This is a genomic window from Afipia sp. GW822-FHT04G07, assembly GCF_058800765.1.
In genome coordinates, this window is the sequence record NZ_JBXAMP010000003.1 from 87,420 (window position 1) to 104,420 (window position 17,001).

15 protein-coding genes are annotated in these 17,001 nt (G+C 60.6%); 5 read left to right on the plus strand and 10 right to left on the minus strand.

The features are described from left to right. Positions 1-191: 191 nt before the first annotated feature. The 5 genes from AC1RKJ_RS22425 (at position 192) to AC1RKJ_RS22445 (ending at position 7,308) form a co-directional block, all read left to right on the plus strand. Entirely contained in the window at positions 192-1,577 is a 1,386-nt protein-coding gene (locus AC1RKJ_RS22425) for an efflux RND transporter periplasmic adaptor subunit (RefSeq protein WP_043855037.1), read from the plus strand. Continuing rightward, on the plus strand, positions 1,574-4,771 hold the full coding sequence (locus AC1RKJ_RS22430) for an efflux RND transporter permease subunit (protein WP_298276175.1): 3,198 nt from the start codon (positions 1,574-1,576) through the stop codon (positions 4,769-4,771). The genes AC1RKJ_RS22425 and AC1RKJ_RS22430 overlap by 4 nt, the downstream gene beginning before the upstream one ends. A gap of 131 nt (positions 4,772-4,902) precedes the next feature. Next, positions 4,903-5,295 (plus strand): copper-binding protein, encoded by a 393-nt coding sequence (locus tag AC1RKJ_RS22435; RefSeq protein WP_298276172.1) that lies wholly within the window; start codon positions 4,903-4,905, stop codon positions 5,293-5,295. A 118-nt stretch (positions 5,296-5,413) separates the two neighbouring features. Then, the gene (locus AC1RKJ_RS22440) at positions 5,414-6,841 is read left to right on the plus strand and encodes a multicopper oxidase family protein (RefSeq protein WP_043855040.1); all 1,428 of its coding nucleotides are present in this window, start codon (positions 5,414-5,416) and stop codon (positions 6,839-6,841) included. 23 nt (positions 6,842-6,864) lie between these two features. Further along, complete coding sequence (locus AC1RKJ_RS22445) at positions 6,865-7,308, plus strand: DUF411 domain-containing protein (RefSeq protein WP_043855047.1); 444 nt, start codon at positions 6,865-6,867, stop codon at positions 7,306-7,308. Positions 7,309-7,505: 197 nt separating this feature from the next. On the opposite strand, the gene AC1RKJ_RS22450 is transcribed toward AC1RKJ_RS22445, so the two are convergent. From AC1RKJ_RS22450 to AC1RKJ_RS22495, 10 genes are all read right to left on the minus strand, one after another. Further along, entirely contained in the window at positions 7,506-7,979 is a 474-nt protein-coding gene (locus tag AC1RKJ_RS22450) for a DUF411 domain-containing protein (protein ID WP_043855048.1), read from the minus strand. Between the two features lie 59 nt (positions 7,980-8,038). Then, positions 8,039-8,977 (minus strand): copper homeostasis membrane protein CopD, encoded by a 939-nt coding sequence (gene copD / locus AC1RKJ_RS22455; protein ID WP_492793267.1) that lies wholly within the window; start codon positions 8,975-8,977, stop codon positions 8,039-8,041. After that, positions 8,977-9,339, minus strand: a complete 363-nt coding sequence (copC, locus tag AC1RKJ_RS22460; RefSeq protein ID WP_043855042.1) for a copper homeostasis periplasmic binding protein CopC — start codon at positions 9,337-9,339, stop codon at positions 8,977-8,979. The genes copD and copC overlap by 1 nt, the downstream gene beginning before the upstream one ends. Before the next feature lie 29 nt (positions 9,340-9,368). After that, the gene (locus AC1RKJ_RS22465) at positions 9,369-11,240 is read right to left on the minus strand and encodes a DUF4396 domain-containing protein (protein WP_043855043.1); all 1,872 of its coding nucleotides are present in this window, start codon (positions 11,238-11,240) and stop codon (positions 9,369-9,371) included. Positions 11,241-11,410: 170 nt separating this feature from the next. Beyond that, positions 11,411-12,616 (minus strand): OpgC family protein, encoded by a 1,206-nt coding sequence (locus tag AC1RKJ_RS22470; RefSeq protein ID WP_244468599.1) that lies wholly within the window; start codon positions 12,614-12,616, stop codon positions 11,411-11,413. Beyond that, a complete protein-coding gene (locus AC1RKJ_RS22475) occupies positions 12,613-13,593 on the minus strand; it encodes an FkbM family methyltransferase (RefSeq protein ID WP_492793268.1) in 981 nt (326 codons plus the stop codon). Before AC1RKJ_RS22475 ends, AC1RKJ_RS22470 begins: the two co-directional genes overlap by 4 nt. A 66-nt stretch (positions 13,594-13,659) precedes the next feature. Continuing rightward, positions 13,660-13,965 (minus strand): copper-binding protein, encoded by a 306-nt coding sequence (locus tag AC1RKJ_RS22480; RefSeq protein WP_492793269.1) that lies wholly within the window; start codon positions 13,963-13,965, stop codon positions 13,660-13,662. A 12-nt stretch (positions 13,966-13,977) separates the two neighbouring features. Next, the gene (locus AC1RKJ_RS22485) at positions 13,978-15,051 is read right to left on the minus strand and encodes a lipid II:glycine glycyltransferase FemX (RefSeq protein ID WP_492793270.1); all 1,074 of its coding nucleotides are present in this window, start codon (positions 15,049-15,051) and stop codon (positions 13,978-13,980) included. Between the two features lie 32 nt (positions 15,052-15,083). Then, on the minus strand, positions 15,084-15,566 hold the full coding sequence (locus tag AC1RKJ_RS22490) for a cupredoxin domain-containing protein (protein WP_492793271.1): 483 nt from the start codon (positions 15,564-15,566) through the stop codon (positions 15,084-15,086). Between the two features lie 47 nt (positions 15,567-15,613). Next, on the minus strand, positions 15,614-16,993 hold the full coding sequence (locus tag AC1RKJ_RS22495) for a multicopper oxidase family protein (protein WP_492793272.1): 1,380 nt from the start codon (positions 16,991-16,993) through the stop codon (positions 15,614-15,616). Positions 16,994-17,001: the final 8 nt, after the last annotated feature.

Here is a 17,001-nt window from a genome sequence, read left to right on the forward strand (position 1 = left end):
GCCGAGCACGGCTCGGTCGGGTACGGAGGGATCGCCAGAAACGGGCGACCCGCTTGCGGTCGGGTACGGAGGGATCGCCAGAAACGGGCGACCCGCTTGCGATCGCTTCCCGGGCTGACATCGTTTCTGCCGGAAAGACGCAATCAGGTTCAGTTGCGGCATTCCGCAGCAGTGCAAGGGGTACACTACTGATGGATAAGTTGACCGAACACCGTCCATTCGAGGATGGATACGTGAGGCCCCGCGCCCAAACCGGAAGATCGACCGCGAAACGGATCGTGCTCGTTGCGTTTGCTACAAGCGCACTCGTCGCAATGCTGGGAGTTGGCTATCGACTCGGCCACTCTAACCAAACGTTGCCTGGCTGGGTCCCGCTTCGTGTCGCAGCCCTCCTCGGATCCCAGCCCGCCAAGCCCGTCGAAGCTGCAACGCCGACCCAGGACGCAAACTCCGGGGCCAAGCGTATTCTCTTCTATCGCAATCCGATGGGTCTCCCTGACACCTCTCCCGTTCCGAAGAAGGACTCGATGGGGATGGACTACATCCCCGTCTATGAAGGCCAGAACGACGCCTCCACAATCCAGATTTCACCAGGCAAATTGCAGCGCACCGGCGTGCGCTCCGAGCCCGCCGCTCTGCGCACCGTGACGCGGCCCATCCGCGCGCCCGGAACGATCAAGCTCGATGAGCGGCGCGTGGCGGTAATCTCGCTGCGAGCCCAGTCATTCATCGAAAGCGTCGAGAACGTCACGACAGGCGATCATGTCACCAAGGGACAGCCCCTTCTGAAGCTTTATTCCCCGGATGTGGCATCCGCCGGCGCCCAATATCTCTCCATCGTCGGGGACAGCGCTGGAACTGCCAATCTCGCGGGACGCAAGCAACTGATCGAGGGCGCGCGGCGGCGACTCGAAAACCTGGCCGTGCCCGCCGACGTAATCGCCGAGATCGATCGCACCAAAACGGTCCCGCTGACCATTACCTGGACGGCTCCGCGCGACGGCGTGATTCTGGAGCGAACGGCCGTCGAGGGCATGCGGGCGATGCCCGGCGACGTGTTGTTTCGGTTGGCTGACACGTCTGTAATCTGGATCATCGCCGACGTCGCCGAACAGGATATCGATGCCGTAAAGATCGGCGCGGCTGCGACGATCAGGGTCCGGAGCCTGCCGGGTCGGGAGTTCAAGGGATCAGTCGCCTTGATCTATCCCCAGGTCAACACCGAGACGCGCACCACCAAGGTACGTATCGAACTACCCAATCCGGACGACGTGCTTCTTCCCGACATGTTCGCCGACGTTGAAATCGCGTCGGGTGCGGAAAAGCCCGTCGTCGCGGTACCCAACGGCGCGGTGATCGATACCGGAGCCCGGCAGATCGTTTTCATCGACAAAGGCGAAGGCCGTTTCGAGCCGCGTGAAGTCAAGGTCGGCACGCACGGCGAGGACTACACTGAGATCCGCGAAGGCGTCGGCGAAGGCGATCGCGTTGTCGTTGCCGCCAACTTCCTGATCGATGCCGAAAGCAACCTGAAATCGGCCTTGCAGGCATTTACAGACGGAGAGAAATCGAAATGATCGCCCGCCTGATCGCCTGGTCGGCGCGAAATCTGATGCTCGTCCTGATCGGGACAGTGTTCGCGATCGCGGCGGGCATCTATGCGCTGCGCACCCTGCCGCTCGATGCCATCCCCGACCTCTCCGACGTGCAGGTGATCGTCTACACCGAATATCCCGGGCAAGCGCCGCAGGTCGTCGAAGATCAAGTGACCTATCCGTTGACCACGGCGATGCTGACGGTGCCGAAATCGAAGGTGGTGCGGGGCTTCTCGTTTTTCGGCGTGTCCTTCGTCTACGTTATCTTCGAGGACGGCACCGACCCCTATTGGGCCCGAAGTCGCGTGCTGGAATATCTCAACACCGTAGCGCGCCGGCTTCCTAACGGCGTGACACCCACTCTTGGGCCCGACGCAACCGGCGTGGGCTGGGTCTATCAATACGCCGTCGTGGCCAAGAACATGACCCTCGCCGAACTGCGGTCGGTCCAGGACTGGATCATCCGGTACGGCATTTCCAAAGCCGAAGGCGTCGCGGAAGTGGCCAGCGTCGGCGGCTTCGTCAAGCAGTACAACATCGTCGTCGATCCGCAAAAACTGCGCGCCCAGGGCATTTCCCTGGACAAGCTCCGCAGTGCCGTTCGGGCCAGCAATATGGATGTCGGCGGGCGCACCGTAGAACTGTCCGAGTTTGAATTCGTCGTCCGCGGCCGCGGGTATCTGAGAGGCATCGAAGACATCGAAAATATCGTGCTGAAGACCGACGCGGGGGCTCCGCTTCGATTGCGGGACGTTGCTCGCGTCGAACTCGGTCCCGACGAGCGGCGAGGAATTACCGAACTCAACGGCGACGGCGAGGTCGTCAGCGGCATCGCACTGCAGCGCTTTGGCGCCAACGCCCTCACCGTCATCGACAACGTCAAGGCGCGTCTTACGGAGATTGCCTCAAGCCTGCCCAAGGGCGTCGACATCGTCACGGTTTATGATCGCTCCGAACTGATCAAAGCGGCCATCGAAACACTCAAGGGTACCCTGCTCGAAGAGAGCATCATCGTTGCCTTGGTTTGCTTTGTCTTCCTGCTTCACCTGCGCAGTGCCCTCGTCGCCATCCTGATGCTTCCCGTCGGCATCCTGATGGCCTTCGCCGCCATGAAATTCATGGGACTCGGCGCCAACATCATGAGCCTTGGCGGCATCGCCATCGCGGTCGGCGCCATGATCGACGCGGCGATCGTCATGATCGAAAATGCGCACAAGCACCTGGAGCGCGCGGAGCCCGGCACGCCGCGGGCACAAATCCTCATCGATGCGGCGAGCGAGGTCGGACCGGCGCTGTTCTTCAGTTTGCTGGTGATCACCGTCGCGTTCCTGCCGATCTTTACCCTGGAGGACCAGGAAGGACGCATGTTCGGGCCGCTCGCCTACACCAAGACATTTTCGATGGCCGCGGCCGCCCTACTCTCGATCACGTTGGTGCCTGCCCTGATGGTCGTCTTCGTCCGCGGGCGGATCATCTCGGAACATAAGAATCCCGTGAACCGGTTCCTGATCTGGGTCTATCGACCGGTGATCCGGTGGGTTCTCAACGCCAAGACATTGACGATCATGCTTGCGCTGGTTGCGCTTGCGGTGACGATCTGGCCCGCCCGCCAACTCGGTAGCGAGTTCATGCCGAGCCTCAATGAAGGCACCTTGATGTACATGCCGACGACGCTGCCGGGGCTGTCCATCACCAAAGCTGCTGAGCTTTTGCAAACCCAGGATCGCATCATCAAGTCGTTTCCCGAAGTTGCATCGGTCTACGGCAAAGCGGGCCGCGCCTCGACCGCGACCGATCCGGCGCCGACCGAAATGTTCGAGACCATCATCAATTTGAAGCCGAAGTCGGAATGGCGGCCTGGCGTAACGATCGACAGCCTCAAGGCCGAGATGGACAAGGCGCTCCAGTTTCCGGGCGTGTCGAATGCGTGGACGATGCCGATCCGCGCCCGCATCGACATGCTGTCGACCGGAATCCGCACGCCCGTCGGGATCAAGATTTTCGGCAAGGATCTTGCGGAAATGGAGAAGATCGCCCGCGAAGTCGAAGGGGTGGTCAGATCGGTGCCGGGTACCTCAAGCGCTTACGCCGAGCGCGTGATCGGCGGATACTATTTGGAGATCATCCCCGATCGTTTGGCGTTGGGCCGCTACGGGCTGACGATCAGTGATATCCAGGACGTGATCTCGACGGCACTCGGCGGTGAAACGGTCACCACGACGGTCGAAGGCCGGGAACGTTATTCCGTCAATATTCGGTATCCGCGTGCGTTGCGCTCCAGCCCGCAAACGATCAGCACCGATGTCCAGGTGCCGTTGGCGTCCGGCGGGAGCGTCCCGCTCGGCCAGGTCGCCAGCGTGAAATTGACCCGCGGCGCCACGTCGATTCGCACCGAGAACGGTCAACTCGCGGTTTACATCTACGTCGATATTACCGGTCGTGATCTGGGCGGCTACGTCTCCGAGGCACAGCAGGCGGTCGCGCAGAAGGTAAAGTTTCCACCGGGATATTACGTGTCCTGGAGCGGACAGTTCGAGTATCTGCAGCGCGCCGAGGCGCGGCTCAAGATCGTCGTACCGGTCACCTTGCTGATCATCTTTCTGCTGCTCTACCTGAATTTCCGGAAACTGGCAGACACCCTCATCGTGATGCTGTCGCTGCCGTTCTCGCTGGTCGGCGGCATCTGGTTGATGTGGTCGCTGGGATTCAACATGTCGGTCGCGGTCGCCGTCGGCTTCATCGCGTTGGCCGGCGTCGCCGCCGAGACTGGCGTCGTCATGCTGATCTACCTCGAACAGGCCATGGCCGAATTGAAGGCGGAACGCGCGGCCACGGGCGAGCCTTTCACGCGCGCCGATCTGTACGACGCGATCATGGTCGGCGCGGTGGACCGGGTGCGGCCCAAGATGATGACGGTCGTCGCGATCATGGCGGGCCTGGTGCCGATTCTCTGGAGCACGGGGACCGGCTCGGAGGTCATGCAGCGCATTGCCGTGCCGATGATCGGCGGCATGGTTTCGTCGACGGTGCTGACCCTCGTGGTCATTCCCGCGATCTTTGCGGTCGTCAAGGGATTCGGGTTGCCCGCAGCGCCGCAGGACGGCGAAGAGAAAGGCGGCCGGCGGCGGGATTCGACGCCGAAGCTCGACCTGCATCGTGCGGAGAACGTGCAGTGACGCCGAGCGGCCACACAAGAATTGCGCGCCGGAAACGGCGGCAATGGGCGCGAGGACCATCCTCGTGGGATCGGTTCATTCGTTCCGAGCCCTGCGCTCAACAACCGTCACACCAGAACAGGAGAGTATCCATGCATTTCATCGACAGCCATCACCGGGCCAGCCGTGCCGGAGTTATGACCGCCGCGCTGCTCGGCGCGGCACTGACGCTGCCGGCGGCAGCCGCGTTCGCTCAGGGAAGCGCGGGCATGTCCGACATGAAGAAGATGCCGCCGATGAGCGACGCGAAGGCGGCGACGACCGCGACCGCCACCGGCACGATCACGGCGCTCAACGCCGCCGACCACAAGATCACCTTCGATCACGGTCCGATTCCCGCCATCAACTGGCCCGCCATGAAGATGGAGTTCGCCGTTGCTCCGTCGGTCGATCTCGCGAAGGTGAAGACCGGCGACAAGGTCAATTTCACCCTGAGCGGCTCCGGCGGCACCTATACCGTCCAATCGATCATGCCGATGCCCTGACGAACGTGGCGGACGGAACGAATTGGATCCGGTCCGCCACAACGAGGGAGGTGTTGACGAAGCACCTCCCTTCCCGATCACGGTACGGGACGCCGCGTTTATGGAAAGCCGATTTGCAATGTCTTCACTCGGTAGTCCAATTGTTGATCGGCGCGCGTTTTTGCTGGCGGGTGCTGGCGCCGCCGCCGCCGGACTCTTGCCGCGCTCCGGACGCGCTGAAGCACCCTGCGCCGAGTACAACCTGACCGCAGCGAGCGCGCAGTCACCGATCCTGGGCGCATCGCGTCCCTGGACGGAGGTCTGGAGCTACAATGGCAGCATTCCGGGTCCGGAGATCCGAGTCCGTCAGGGCGAGCCTGTTCGTATCAACGTGCGCAACGGTCTGTCGGAAGAGACGACGGTCCATTGGCACGGCATACGGCTTCCCAACAACATGGACGGCGTCCCGGGCTTGACGCAGCGTCCGATCGCTCCTGGCGAAACCTTCACGTACAAATTCACGCCGCCGGACGCCGGAACATTTTGGTACCACTCACACAGCAACAGCTTGCAGCAACTCGGCCGGGGCCTCACTGGTCCATTGATTGTCGAGGAGGCGGAACGTTATCCGGTCGATCGCGATCTGGTCTGGATGTTCGCGGATTGGCGGCTCACCACGGATGCGCAGATTGCATCCGGATTTGGCAACGCCATGGAAGCCGCGATGTCCGGTCGTGTCGGCAACACCGTTACGGTCAACGGCGCTATTTCGAGCGGCGAACAAGTCCACGCCGGGGAGCGGATCCGCCTGCGGCTGATCAATGGCGCGCTTGCGCGCATCATGGCGCTTCGTTTCGAAGGCCACCGTCCGGTGATCATCGCCGTTGACGGCCAGCCCTGCCAACCGCACCAGCCCCCCAACGGCCGGCTCTTACTGGGGCCAGCGATGCGCATCGACATTGTGCTCAATTTGCGAGGAAAGCCCGGCCATCATTATGCCGTCCGCGACGATTTCTACGAGAATCTCGCCTATACGGTCACCCATCTCAACTATAGTGCAAACGCAGCGTTGCGCACCGCGCGCGACGACAACGACGTCCCGCTTCCGGGCAATCCCCTGCCCGAACCGGATCTTCAGGGCGCCGAACCGCATCAGATCGTCTTGCAAGGCGGGATGATGGGCGGCGGGATGATGCATGGCATGGGCGGCATGTCCGGAATGGCGCACGACGCGAGTTGGAGCATCAATGGCCACTCCATGATCGGAGACGGCCAAGCGAGCATGCCCTCACTCCTGACGCTGCCTCGGGGACGGAGCATCATATTGAAGATGCAGAACAAGACCGCGTGGTGGCATCCGATGCACCTGCATGGCTACAGCTTCAAATTGTTGCGCCGGAACGGGACCCCTGTTCCGCACCGTCAGTGGGGCGACACCGTGCTCATGGCGCCGAAAGACAACGTCGATGTCGCTTTTGTCGCCGACAATCCCGGCAAGTGGATGCTGCATTGTCATATCACGGACCATCAGGTGTCGGGAATGATGTCCGTCCTGGACGTGAGATGAAATCCCGAAAGAGGAGAGCGACCATGAACAGACGAATCTTTTGCTTAACGACGGCCGCCGCGCTGGTCGGATTGCCGCTGACATCTCGTGCGGAGACGCTCCATGCCACCTTGTACAAAAATCCCGATTGCAGCTGCTGCGACGGCTACGCTGCCTATCTGCGCGAGAACGGATTTGCGGTGGACGTCAAGCCCACCAATGACCTCGCCCAGATCAGTCTCAACGCCGGGATCCCGGAGAACTTGCAGGGGTGTCATACCATGTTTATCGATGGCTACGTCGTTGACGGACATGTGCCGGTCAAGACGATCCGGAAACTGCTGACCGAAAGGCCCGCGATCGCTGGCATCACCCTGCCGGGGATGCCGACCGGGTCTCCGGGCATGGTGGGCCAGAAGAGAGGACCGTTTACGATTTATGCCGTCGCCAAGGATGGGACGGCGCCAACCGTTTTTGCAACCGAATGAACAACGGAGTCGACGCTCCACACGTCCGGGATTTCTTGGATTCGGACGTTCAGATCAATGAACCCATTCAGAGACATCCGATCATACTCGGGGCGTCAAACGATCGGTGCCGATATCGTCGACGCTCCCTTGAACCCGCGCAAAATTGACGTCGTTGCCTGAACGGATTTTATGTGAGCAATCCCAGGGCGATTAAATCAACCGACGGGGCGCAGGCCTTCGAACTCCATGAAGGTACGCCGACCATCCGGCCCGAAGAGAACGACGGCGTATCGTTCAAGTGTGCCGCCCTCCATGCCGGGCGACCCCACCGGCATTCCCGGAACCGCCACGCCCGTAGCAGCGGGGCGTTCTTTCAACAGACGCTGGATGGCCGCCGCCGGAACATGTCCCTCGATGACATATCCGCCCGCTTCGGCCGTGTGGCATGCGGCCAGGTCGGCCGGGACGCCAAGACGCTTCTGGATGTCCTGAAGGTTTCTCTCTTCCTGAACCGTGACGTGAAATCCCGCGGATTCGAGATGGCGCACCCAACCGGTGCAGCAGCCGCAATTCGGGTCCTTGTGGACACGAATGACAGGGCTTTGTGCGGCCACGGAAACCGTCGGAGACATCAATGCCGCCGCGCCAATTCCGAGTGCGCTCCGCCGCGATACGTCAGATGTGTTCATCTTGATCCTCCTTCCAAGCCTATCGCCTTCATCGCCGATCCCTTTGCGTGAATCCATTGTCACGGCCCGACCACGGCCGGCTGCATCGTGCCAAGGATACTTACCGCCAGGAGAACCATCCACCCCAAGACCTGTTCTCCGAGCACATGGTTGCGCAGCCTTGCAGACCACATTGCCAATTCCTCGGCCGCGTCTGTCCGGACGTTGCGCATCGACGGCACGAGCCAGAACCGGTTTGCGACCGCCAGCGCGAGCATTCCACCGAACAGGGCAAGCTTCCCGAGAAGGATTTGGCCGTACGGCGTGTTCAATCCGGACAACGATCCGACCAGGAACCAGCTGTTGACGAGGCCCGACCCAATCAAGGTGGCAACCGCGATATATCCCGTGCCGGAGAACCGCATCAGAATTCGATCCATGTCCTTCGGTCCGACGTTCAGGTCCGTCCCAAGGTAACGATGCAGGATCAGGGCCAGCGGAATGAGACCGCCGAGCCAAGCCCCAGCGGCGAGAAGGTGCGCGGCGTCGGCAACAACGTGAATGACGCCTGCCCACCCTTCCTCGATCTGGGCGTGACCCGTTCCGGCCAGAGATGTCAAAAGAAGCGCGGCCAGGAGCGGCATCATCCAATTGAGGCGATGCGCCGCCGCCTTCGAACGGATACCCCATGCCGCCACGCCAACCGTGAGGACGGCAAGGAGCATGCGCAGCGTCCAGACGTGACCGAAACCCGTGTCGTGGACGACCGCCCAAACCGTCTCCACATCGGCGAGATCGTTCATGCTGCCGCTCATGTTTGCGGCCGTAAACGCGAACCAGCAGAGGCCGCTCAACAACGCTGCAACGGCGGTCCACAACAGCCACCTTTGCCGCCAGTGACTCAAGACTTCAGGTTCGGCTCCCGCAAACGCATAAAGCGGAAACAACGACAGCCCCGCGAGGGTGATCGTCGTTGCATAATGCAGGAGCCGCGCGATGATGAGTCCGACCTCGATCATCAGCGGGTCACGCTGAACGAATAGGTCCCCTTGACGCGATGGGTATCGTCCGAGACTGCGTGCCAATCGACCTTGTACTCGCCGGAAGACAATTCCTCTTTGACCGGCACCACCAATCGCTTCTTGTCGGCCGGATCGACCGTAGACTTCCCGGTCGTGATCGTCCGACCCGCCTTGTCCTTGATTTCGATGCCGGAGAATTTGGGTATCACCACTTCATTGAAAGTGATCCTGATCTGCTTGGGCGACGACGTCGTTGCGCCAGCAGCAGGTTCGGACGCCTCGAGTTGCGGATGAGCAAGAGCTATTCCGCTTGAAAAGATTACTGCGATCAATCCCATGGCCGTTGAAGTCTTCGACATTTGTTTTCCTGTTGCGGTGAAGCGGAAGCTCATTTCACGTCGAGGACGAGCATCAGGCCTCCGCCGCCCTGCTGCTCGACATTGTTGTTCGCCGTGTGATGCGGGATATGGCAATGCACCAGCCATTTGCCGGGTTTGCGGGCCGTCCAGACGACATCGTAACGCTGGCCCGGCCCGACGTTGACGGTGTCCGCCTGATACCGGGCGCTTTCGTTAAGAGTCACACCATCGACGGCAACGACCTCGAACGGCCCACCGTGGACATGCATCGGGTGCACGAAATTGTTGTTGGTGCCTATGAATCGCAGCTTGATGGTCTGACCGACCTTCATCGGTACCGTGTCGGTGGATGGATAGGCCTTGCCGTTGATGGTGAAATAGTTCGGCAACGCCCCCTCCATTAGCATGGCCGGATAGGTCAGCCACTCGCGTTTGAGCCATTCCTGTAGCTGTATCGTGTAATCGAGGTCGGCCTTGACTTCGGCACTGGGGTCCTTGGGCGCGATCAGCAGCGCGCCGTAGAGTCCGAGCGCCTGCTGCCGATCCGGATGATCGTGGCTGTGATAGAAGTACGTGCCGCTTTGTCCAACCGTGAATTCGTAAGTGTAGGACCCGCCCGGGGGCACCGGATCCTGGGTGATCTTCGCCGGACCATCCATTTCGTTGGGTACGATCAGGCCATGCCAGTGCACGGTGGTGGATTCCGGAAGATTGTTGTGGAAGTTGATGCGGACGTGATCTCCCTCGGTCATCTGTAGTCGGGGGCCCGGCACCTGATGATTGTAGGCGTAGGCATCGACCGCGACGTCGGGCAGGATGTTCCAGCGGATGATAGAGGCTTCGATGTCGAAGATTTTGACGCCGTTCTCAATCCGCGGTTGCAGCACCTGGTCGCCCTTTGCATCGCGCGGAGCAATGTAGGTAACCTGTCGTGGCTTCACCGCGGCCATGTCCTTCATGGCCTCGCCCGGAAGGTCGAACGTGTTGATCATGCCCGGCGGCATGATGGAGGCATCGACGTCGCGGGCGCTCAGGCCCAAGTTCACCGAAAATCCCGGCACCACCATTCCGGAGATCAGAAGAAACGAGGTTACCCCGGCCAATGCCACCAACTGCGGGACGGTGGCCTCGCCGTCCATCCGGTGACCGCCGCCATGCTGCATTCCGCCGCCGTGATGTCCGGCATCATGCTGCTCCTCATGCCCTTCGTGATGCGTCCGCGATGCCGCGTCCCCGACCCGCTCGGTCATCAGACCGTGCTTGATCTTCTTCTTCACCATCCAGACGTTGAATGGATACGCCGTCGCAAACCCGACCATCACTCCCAACGACATCACGCCCCAGAACACCAGTTCAAGTGGGTCCATGGCGCGCATGTCGCGGCCCATCATCAGAAAGCTCATCGTCGGCGCCATTCCCGCCATCATGGCATTCATGCTGATGAACTCGGGCATGAAGCTCTTGCGCACGTTCTCCCAGTACGTTCCGCCCATCATCTTCTTCATGAACAGGGACTGGAAAATGAAGAGGCCGAACGAGAACCCGGCAACGTACTCGACGATCAGGTCGATCCACATCGGAAGGCCCATGAGCGCCGTTATTGTGGCCGCGAGGATGATCCCCGTGGCATCGCCGGCGACGCAATGGATGGTGCTTCCGATCCCCTGCTTCCAGAGCGGCGACGTGAACTGCTCGTGCTCACCAGGATGCGGCTCTTTGTCCGCCAGCACGTAGATCAGTAGGCCGAACGGCCCCATGTAGAGCGTGACGAGGATGAAGCCCCACTTCATGACCGTCGGTTCGGGATTGCCGTTGAACTGGTCGAATGCAACGTACGCTGTGGAGGCGGCCGCGATGACGAACCAGGCGATCAGGAAATAATCATAAGGAAGTGCAATCATGGAGACCTCACTCGCGTACAATCGCTGCCGCGTTCAGCGATCGCAGCATCGCCTGCGGCTTGTTGCGGCGTTGCCGTCTCAACGCCTGAGCCGACTTATCGTTCTTCGCGAGAACGAAGCCGCAATCGCGCGGCGTGTGAATTTGTCCCTCGTCATTGAACGTTCTCCTTTCAGTCGATGGCGGCGCGCGTAACCGGCGCCTTGGGGGCGCGAGCATCAAGCGTTCGGGACCATGTCCGATAGAACGCCACGGCCGTCATCAGCAGAAGTCCGCCAACACTCACCCCGATTTGGGTAAGCAGACGGTCCGAATACATCTCCAGAATGAAATGCCCGACGAACGACAGGAAAATTCCTATGCAGAACACCTCCAGCGACCTCTGACCGCATACGATGATCGGACGCGCCAGCCTCGAACGAAGGCCGTTCCAGTCTCGCGGAACGACACGAACCACGATCACAGCAAGCGCCAGAAAATGAAGGATTCTGTAGGGGGCAAGATTGGTTTTTTCGCTGAGCACATCGAAAACAGGCGACAACGACGTCGATAGACCGAGGCGAGCGCCGACCGTTACAACGAATGCGAAAACCACGAAAGCCACGCTCGCGATCAGGACTGTTCGGGTCCGAGCCAACGCTTGCGCCCGGGCGGCGCCGCCCAACGCCGCCCATGCTCCCATCGTGAACAGAAGCTGCCATGTGAATGGATTGAAGTACCAGCCGCCCGCGGGATAGGCAGGAAAATTCCAACCGAAATGGCGGGCCAGCAAATAGACCGCGATTGCGGCAGCCAGCGCCGTATTCGGAGTCCGCATCATCAGCATCAGCAACGGGGCAAAGCCCGCCATCAACACGATATATAAAGGCAGGACGTCCAGATTAAGCGGCTTGAACTGGAGAAGGAGGCCGTGTGTGAGCGTCGCCACCGGCCGCTCTATAAGCCCGGCCACGTTGAACTCATCCAGCAAGTGGGAATGTCCGTAGTCCTGCGCCACGTACCCGATGGCCGCGGCGTAGAACACGAACAATAGGACATGCGCCACATACAGCTGCCACACCCGGCGGATCAGCAAGGCCGTCCCCGCGAGATATCCCTGCGCGGCCATCCTGCGTGCGTAGATGAACGCTGCGGTGTAACCGGAAATGAACACGAAAACGTCCGCGGCATCGCTGAAGCCGTAGTTTCGCGTGGTCACCCATGCCACCGTATTGTTCGGAATGTGGTCAAGGAAGATCGCCCAGTTCGCCAGTCCGCGGAACAGATCCAGCCGCAAGTCGCGCCCCAAGGATGATGATCTGCGTACTCCATGGCCTTCGACCGTGCCTCCGCCAGGCGAACCTGCATTCGGTGCGCACCGCATGTCGCCCTCGGTCATCGGCGAATCCATTGCGCAGACTGCAATCGGTCTTCCCAAACCGGGCTTCGCGTGGCGAATACGTTGTAGCCGACCCAACGATATCGCTTCACGCGATCCAGCACCGCCGGACCTTCGACGCGAACGAAACGACAATCGGCGGGGTCGAATATGTAGAGCCTCAACGCGGCCTCATTCATCAAATGATACGAAACACCGTGCGCCCGATCCGAGCCGTGATCCTCGCAGATCAAAAGCGAATCTCCGGACAACAAGTTCTTTGCGCCTTCGATTGCTTCGATCTCAACCCCTTCGACATCCAGCTTGATGACCGTCGGCGCCTGTGCATCGAGGACGCTGCCAAGTAGGCCGTCGAGCGAGACTCGTCTCACCGCTCCGTGATCGTCATCCGCAACCGCATAAGTCGAAAATGCCTCATGTCGTCGTCCCGCGACACGCACGAATCCGCCTGTGCTGCCGCCGATGGCCGCGTTCACGCAGCGATACCGGTTACCATTCAATCCGGCGTTCAATGTGAGCCGCGCGGCGTTATCGGGTGAGGCTTCGATCGCCAGGACGGTCTGGCGGCCGAACGGTTCGCTCGATGCGAGAACCGACCAATAGCCGAAATTGGCCCCGCAATCGACGAAGCTGTACCTGATGTCGGCGACGCTCTTCAGAAACGCCTCGATCTCTTCTTCGTAGTCGTATCGACCGTTGAGGATTCGGCTCCAGTATCGATCACAAAACGGAATCGCAAATCTTGCATCTGCATTCAATCCAACGACGATGTCGCGTTGCGCGACGGCGCAGGAAACCACGTCGCACCCCCATCCGTAACCGCGGTGACCGAAGGGCCGCGTAACAACGGAGCCGATCTGCAGTGCGTAGACCGCCATTTGGTCGACCAGGCTTGCCCCACTTAGGTTGCCGCTCTGGCGGTCGTAGAAAAACTCTGCATTGGCCCCATTGTTACGACGCAACGATCCCTCCATCATAAAACTCCTGCTCCGCCGCATTCGACGCCGCCGAACCTGAGGCCGACGGCGTCGAAAAGCCGGGTGCTATTTCTGCTTCTCGATCTTGGTGACGGTGATGCCAGCCGTTGCCCGTTCGGCCTGGAATTGCACCTTGTCGCCGACCTTGACCTGTTTGAGCATCGCCGGATCCTGAACGCGGAACACCATCGTCATGCCGTCTTCGTCCATGTCGAGGTTCTTGATCGGCCCGTGCTTCAAGGTGATCTTGCCAGCGGACTCGTCGATCTTCTTGACTTCGCCCTTGGCCATGTCGGCCTGCGCCATTACAGCGGCAGACGACAAAGCGAAAGAGATCGCGAGAATTCCCGCTATGAAGTTGCGTTTTTTCATTTTCACTCCTCTTCAGTTACTTCGCCTTCCCTCGGAAGGCCTTCTTTCACGCTGCCAGCGCTGGATCCTGTTGCGCGCGTCGCGGAGGGCGAACAGTCCTCCCACGACCACGCGCGCGGTCACGTCGGGGCAGTAGTGAAATTCCCGGACGGCAAGCAGAACGCCACGTTTGCCCGCGAGTCCCTTTTTGAATTGCCGGATTCCCGGATCGCCGGGCCCGCCGAGTTCGTACCAGCGCACCTTCGTGTTCTCCCGCAGCCAGCGCATGACGTGCCATTGCAGGACGTAGCCGGCGTTCAGTGTGGTCGCCTCGTCGCTCGTCGCACCGAAGACGTAATAGGCGAGATCGCCCACGACGCTGAATGCGATGCCGCCGATCGGCTTTCCGCCGTGATACGCCAAGGCAATGCGCATCTTCATTCGCTCCGGAAGCCGCATCAGGTCCGGAATGGATGCGGGCAGATCGACGCCCGGATAGTTCAGGTTCTTGCGCCGAACCATCTCGGCATAGACGTCCTGGAAGGTCTTGATGTCGGCCGGAGCGTCACCGATACGAACGTCAAGGCCGTGCGCAAGACCCTTGCGGAGATTGTAGCGCCATCGCTGATCCAGGCTTTTCTGCTGCTCCGCCTCGTCGAGCGACGCATCGACGAAATAGCGGTCAAGCATCGATGACTTGGAGTCCGTAAGACCCATTTCGGTCAGAATTTGCGCTTCGATCGGATAGAAGTCCGGATGGGGACGCGGACGGAGGACGAGGTAAAGCTTTCGCCGCCGACAATATTCGTCCACCAACGCTCCCACCACCGTCCGGTAGCGCCCCGGGTCGGGAGCAACGTCAAAGGGGCGCCAGAAAGGCGCGAAGCGCACGAGCGCCATGCCGCGGCCGAGATAAGGCACGAGATACAATCCGATCCGGGCACCTGCGACGGGAGTGCTCTCGCGTCGCAGCAGAATATGGCTCGATCGTTCGCCCCGTTGTCCGGAGCCGTAGATTGCCGTCTGTTCGTAGTGGACGTCGGCAAACGCACCCATCGCTGCGTGCCAACCGTCGTCCGGCACGCAGTCGATTTGGCATTCGTCCAAGGTTTCTCCTTGCGCGGCAAACATCATGCGAGTCACTTGACGACGACCGTGCCGATCATCCCCGCTTCCCGATGTCCCGGGATCAGGCATGAATATTCGAATTCTCCTGCTTTGGTGAATCTCCAGACGATTTCGCCCGTCTTCTTCGGCGCGAGGCGCTTGCCGTTCGGATCATCGTGTTCCATGTCGGGATTCTTCTTCATCGACTCGGCATGCTTGAGATTTTCGGCAGTGGTCGCGAGAATGAATTCGTGGTCGAGTTCGCCGTTGTTGCGCAGCATGAACTTGATCTGCTCGCCTTTTTTGACCTCGATCTTGTTCGGCGTGAACGTCATCTTGCCGTCGGCTTCGCCCATCGTCACTTGAACGATCCGTGCTGGTTTGCTCGCTTCGCCCGGCTCACCAGCCGAAAACGTGTCGTCCTGATGTCCGGCAGGCCCTGCCCCGGCCCATGCCGGCGCCGCCAAGAGCAGCGTTGCAAATAATGCGATGCCAGTTCGATGCAGTTCTTTCATGTCGCGTCTCCTTCGTTCGGTTGAAACATTCGGTCTGAACCTCGCGCTCACATCCCCTTCATCTTCATGCCTTTCATTCCCTTCATGCTTTTCATCTCCGTCGCCCCGCCCTTGTCTTTGCCGCCGTCCTGCCGGGCAGGCTCCGCAGATGGAGCATCGACCTCATAGGCGACGGTGCCCTGCGGATTTTTGTAGGGACCGGGGTCGCTGTAATCGTCGCGCGCCATGCCTTCGCGGATCTTCATCACCGTGAACATGCCACCCATCTCGATCGGCCCGAATTGTCCGGAGCCCGTCATCATCGGCAGCGTGTTGTCCGGCGCGGGCATTTCCATCTCGCCCATCGCCATGCCCGTCGAACCCATCACCATGGCGTCAGGTGCGAGCTTGCCGACCGCTTTGGCCAAATCCTTCTTCGAGACGCCAATCATGTTGCGCATATCGTGTCCCATGGCGTTCATGGTGTGATGCGACTTGTGGCAGTGAAACGCCCAGTCGCCGGGATTGTCGGCGACGACGTCGAACGCACGAACCGCGCCGACAGGTACGTCGGTCGTCGTCTCCGGCCATTGCGCGCTTTCAGGAACCCAGCCGCCGTCGGTGCAGCTGACGGCAAAGTGGTGGCCGTGCAGATGGATGGGATGGTTGGTCATAGTGAGATTGCCGATGCGGACACGAACCTTGTCGCCAAGACGGACCGGCAACGGATCGATCCCCGGAAACACCCGGCTGTTCCAGGTCCACATGTTGAAGTTGGTCATCTCGTTGACCTTCGGCAGATAGGTGCCGGGATCGATGTCGTAGGTGCTCATGATGAAGACGAAGTCGCGATCCACAGGACGGAACGCCGGGTCGCGCGGGTGCACGATGACCATGCCCATCATGCCCATCGCCATCTGCACCATCTCGTCGGAGTGCGGGTGATACATGAACGTGCCGCTGTTCTTCATCTCGAACTCGTAGACGAAGGTCTTGCCGGTCTTGATATGCGGCTGATTGAGACCGCCGACGCCGTCCATGCCGTTCGGCACGATCATGCCGTGCCAGTGCACAGTCGTATGCTCGGGCAGCTTGTTGGTGACGAAGATGCGGACCTTGTCGCCTTCGACGGCCTCGATCGTCGGGCCCGGCGCCTGGCCGTTGTAACCCCACAGATATGCCTTCATGCCGTCGGCGAACTCCCGCACCACGGGCTCCGCGACGAGATGGTATTCCTTCCAGTCGCCGTTCATCCGCCAGGGCAGCGACCAGCCGTTCAGCGTCACGACCGGTCGATAATCCGGACCGCTGGTCGGATGCAGCGGCGGCTGCATCGTCACCTTGTCCATGATCGGCGCTTCCGGAATGTTGGCCGCCTGGACACGACCGCTCACGGCGCTGGCGCTCATCAGCGCTGCGGTACCGAGAAATCCTCTTCGCGATAGCATGCTCGTCT